At 74.8% G+C, this 3722-nt stretch carries 3 protein-coding genes and 1 pseudogene; 2 read left to right on the forward strand and 2 right to left on the reverse strand.

Annotated features, from left to right (window positions below):
• Positions 1 to 159 precede the first annotated feature (159 nt).
• Positions 160 to 1095 carry a superoxide dismutase gene (locus AB0D28_RS29855; RefSeq protein ID WP_357391250.1) on the forward strand — a complete coding sequence of 312 codons (936 nt, stop codon included), beginning with the start codon at positions 160 to 162 and terminating at the stop codon, positions 1093 to 1095.
• Between the two features lie 41 nt (positions 1096 to 1136).
• On the opposite strand, the gene AB0D28_RS29860 is transcribed toward AB0D28_RS29855, so the two are convergent.
• A complete protein-coding gene (locus tag AB0D28_RS29860) occupies positions 1137 to 2711 on the reverse strand; it encodes a Na+/H+ antiporter (protein ID WP_357391252.1) in 1575 nt (524 codons plus the stop codon).
• Positions 2712 to 2786: 75 nt separating this feature from the next.
• The gene (locus AB0D28_RS29865; RefSeq protein WP_357391254.1) at positions 2787 to 3407 is read right to left on the reverse strand and encodes an L-threonylcarbamoyladenylate synthase; all 621 of its coding nucleotides are present in this window, start codon (positions 3405 to 3407) and stop codon (positions 2787 to 2789) included.
• A 96-nt stretch (positions 3408 to 3503) separates the two neighbouring features.
• Here AB0D28_RS29865 and AB0D28_RS29870 point away from each other — a divergent pair.
• Positions 3504 to 3722: pseudogene (locus tag AB0D28_RS29870) on the forward strand (hypothetical protein); the annotation flags it as partial.

Genomic DNA, 3722 nt, shown 5'->3' on the forward strand with positions numbered 1-3722 from the left:
GCCCCGCCCCCCCCCCGCCGGGCGCCCGGCCGGCGGGCGGGCCCGGGGGCCCCCCCCGGCCCGGCCCCCGCGGCCCCGGCCCCCGTCCCCGGCGGTCGCCGCGCGCCGACCGTACAGTGGGGTAGGTCCTGTTCCACCGTTTCGCCCGGAAGGACCACAGTGAACCGACGCATCAGGACCACCCTCGGCGTCGCCCTGGCCGCCACCCTCGTCACCACCGCCGCGCCGGCCCCCGCCGCCGCTGCCCACGACCGCCGTCCCACGGTCATCGCGCTGCCGGACGGCTTCCAGCCGGAGGGCGTCGCCGCCGCCGGCCGGTACGCCTGGTTCGGCTCGCGGGCCACCGGCGAGATCTACCGCGCCGACCTGATCACCGGCGCGGGCCGGCAGGTCAGCCCCGCCACCGGCACCCCGTCGCTCGGCCTGAAGGTCGACCCGCGCGGCCGGCTCTTCGTCGCCGGCGGCACCGCCGGTGACGCCCGGGTGATCGACACCCGCACCGGCGCCGTGCTCGCGAGCTACCAGTTCGCCGAGGCGCCGACGTTCGTCAACGACGTGACGCTCACCCGCGCCGCCGCCTGGTTCACCGATTCGAACCGGCCGGTGCTCTACCGCCTGCCGCTGGGACGCGGCGGCACGCTGCCGCCCGCCGGCGGCTTCACCACGCTCCCGCTGACCGGCGACTTCCAGCAGAGCGGCACCGGCGTCAACCTCAACGGCATCGTGCCCACCCCGGACGGGCGGGCGCTGATCGTCGTGCAGTCGAACACCGGCACGCTGTTCCGGGTGGACCCGGCCACCGGCGTCACCACCGCCGTCGACGTGCCGGGCACCACGTTCGTCAACGGTGACGGCCTGCTGCTGCTCGGCCGCACGCTGTACGTGGTGCAGAATTTCCTCAACCAGGTCGCCGTGGTCGACCTGAACCGCTCCGGCTCGGCCGGCGTGGCGCGCGGCGTCATCACCGACCCGGGCTTCGACGTGCCGACCACGGTGGCCGCCGCGCTCGGCCGGCTCTACCTGCCGAACGGCCGGTTCACCACCCCGCCGACGCCGACCACCCCGTACACGGTAGTCGCTGTCGACCCGCGTTGAGCCACGCCGGCCGCCACCCCTACCGGTGGCGGCCGGCCGGCTCACTCCTCGATCTCCGGCCCGAGTAGGCGGATCTCCTCGATGTCGATGGCGGCCTGGAGCTGCCGCAGCACCGCGTCGTCGATCTGGTTGGAGTTGCGCAGCCGGGTGACCTCCTGCCGCTTGTGGTCGAGCACCCGCAGCCGCAGCTGCCGGGCCAGCTCCCGCTCCCCCTGAGCGTCCTCGCCGGGTGGATCGCGGACGGCGGCCAGGTGCTCCTCGTAGTCGGCCCGCAGCCGGTCCACCGTGTCCGGCGCGGCGCCCACCTCGCCGGCGGCCCGGGGCAGCGCCTCCAGCGCGGCCTCGGTGGCCCGGATCCGGGCCCAGCGCACCTCCTCGTCTCGTTCCCGGTCGCCGGTCAGGCCCGCCCAGGTGACCACGGCGGGCAGCGTGGTGCCCTGCACCAGCATGATCAGCACGATCACCACGACGGTGACGAAGATGATCAGGTCACGCTCGTGCACCGGGCTCCCGTCGTGCATGGTGACCGGCACGGCGAGCGCCGCGGCGAGCGAGACGGCGCCGCGGAAGCCGGCCCAGCCCGCGGCGGTACGCATCCGGCCGTCGAAGTGCCGCGCCCGGCTCGACCCCCGCCGGTCCACCCGTTGCAGCACCGACACCGACAGGTGCACCCAGGCCAGCCGGATCACCACCACGACCACCGCGACGAGGGCCGCGATGCCGAGCGACGCGGCCGGCGAGTGGCTGGTGATGCCGCGCAGCGAGCGCGGCACCTGCGTGCCGAGCAGCACGAACAGGCCGCCGTTGACCATGAAGGTGGCCAGGTCCCAGAACGCGAACGCGGTGATCCGGGAGCGGGCCCGGATCACCCGGGGCGCGGCGTAGGACAGCAGCAGCCCGGACACCACCACCGCGAGCACACCGCTGGCGTGCACCGCGTCGGCGAGCAGGAACGCGACGAACGGGGTGAGGATGCTCAGCCCGCCCTCGCGCATCGGATCGTCGACGTGCTTGCGGATCAGCACCACCACCGCGCCGACGAGCAGGCCGGCGGCCACCCCGCCGGCCGACTTGCCGACGAACTCGCCGGTGAGCGTCAACGCGCCCGGCACCGTACCGCCCGCGATCACGCCGACCGCGACGGCGAACAGCACGAGCGCCGTACCGTCGTTCACCAGGCTCTCCGCGCGCAGCGTGGTGAGGATGCCGCGCGGCATCCGCTTGGCCAGGCCGGCCACGGCGGCGGCGTCGGTCGGGGCCAGGACCGCGCCGAGCACCCAGGCGGCGGCCGGCCGCACGCCGAGGGCCTGCGCGGTGTACGCGACGGCGGCCATCGTGACGATCACCAGCACCACGGCGAGCCCGACGATCACGGTGAGGTTGGCGCGGATCTCGCGCAGGCTGACGACCAGGCTCTCCCGGTAGAGGATCGCCGGGAGGAACAGCACCAGCACGACCTCGGGTTCGAGGATCAGGTGGTCGAACGGCGGCAGCAGGCCGATCAGCGCGCCGATGGCGATCAGCAGGACCGGCGGCGCGACGCTGTACCGCCCGCCGATGGTGGTGCCGACGAGGACCGTGGCGCCCAGCACGGTGATCAGCACGAGTGCTTCCACGCCGTACCCCCGTCACCGTCCGCCGGTCCCACCGTGCCCCACGGCGGCGGCCCGGCGGGACGGAATCGGTGATCGCTACTCGAAGCGGGCCGGGTCGCCGGCGCCCCGGCGCAGGATCTCCGGCTCCGGTCCGGACAGGTCGACGACGGTGGTCGGCTCCAGCCCGCAGTCACCGGCGTCGACCACGGCGTCCACGAGGTGGTCGAGCCGATCCTTGATCTCCCAGCCCTGGGTCATCGGCTCCTCCTCGCCGGGCAGCAGCAGCGTGCTGGTCAGCAGCGGCTCGCCGAGTTCGGCCAGCAGCGCCTGGGTCACCGCGTGCCGGGGCACACGCGCGCCGACCACCCGCCGCCGCGGGTCCTGCAACCGGCGCGGCACCTCGGCGGTGGCCGGCAGCAGGAACGTGTAGCTGCCCGGGATGACGGACTTCACCTGCCGGAAGACCGCGTTGCTGAGCTTGACGAACTGGCCGAGCTGGGAGAAGTCGGCGCACATCAGCGTGAACGGGTGCCTGTCGTCGAGCCGCCGGATCTCCCGGATCCGCTCCACGCCGTCGCGGTTGCCGATCCGGCAGCCGAGCGCGTAGCAGGAGTCGGTCGGGTAGGCGATCACCCCGTCGGCGCGCAGCAGGTCCACCACCTGCCGGATCACGCGGGGCTGGGGGTTGTCCGGATGCAGGTCGTAGTACCTCGCCACGCCGGTCAGCCTATGTCCGCGCCCGGGCGGGCGCAGGTTTGGCCCGGGCGGTTTCCGGAAACAGGTGGGGGCCGTTCACGACAGGGGGACCGAATCATGTCCGAAGCCAGCACAGACCGCGTCGCCGACCGCCCCGCGGAGGTGACCGATCCGCTGCTGTGGGACCTGGCCGCCGCGGTGGCCGACGCGCACCAGCCGGACGACGAGCGCGCCTGCGCCAGCCCGAGCTGCGCCGGGGCGGCGTGGCCGTGCGCCGCGTGGGACAACGCGCAGGCGGGGCGCGGCGGGCTGCCGCGGCGTCCGGGCGGCGCTCAG

The organism is Micromonospora sp. NPDC048169 (assembly GCF_040652815.1).
Classification (GTDB): domain Bacteria; phylum Actinomycetota; class Actinomycetes; order Mycobacteriales; family Micromonosporaceae; genus Micromonospora.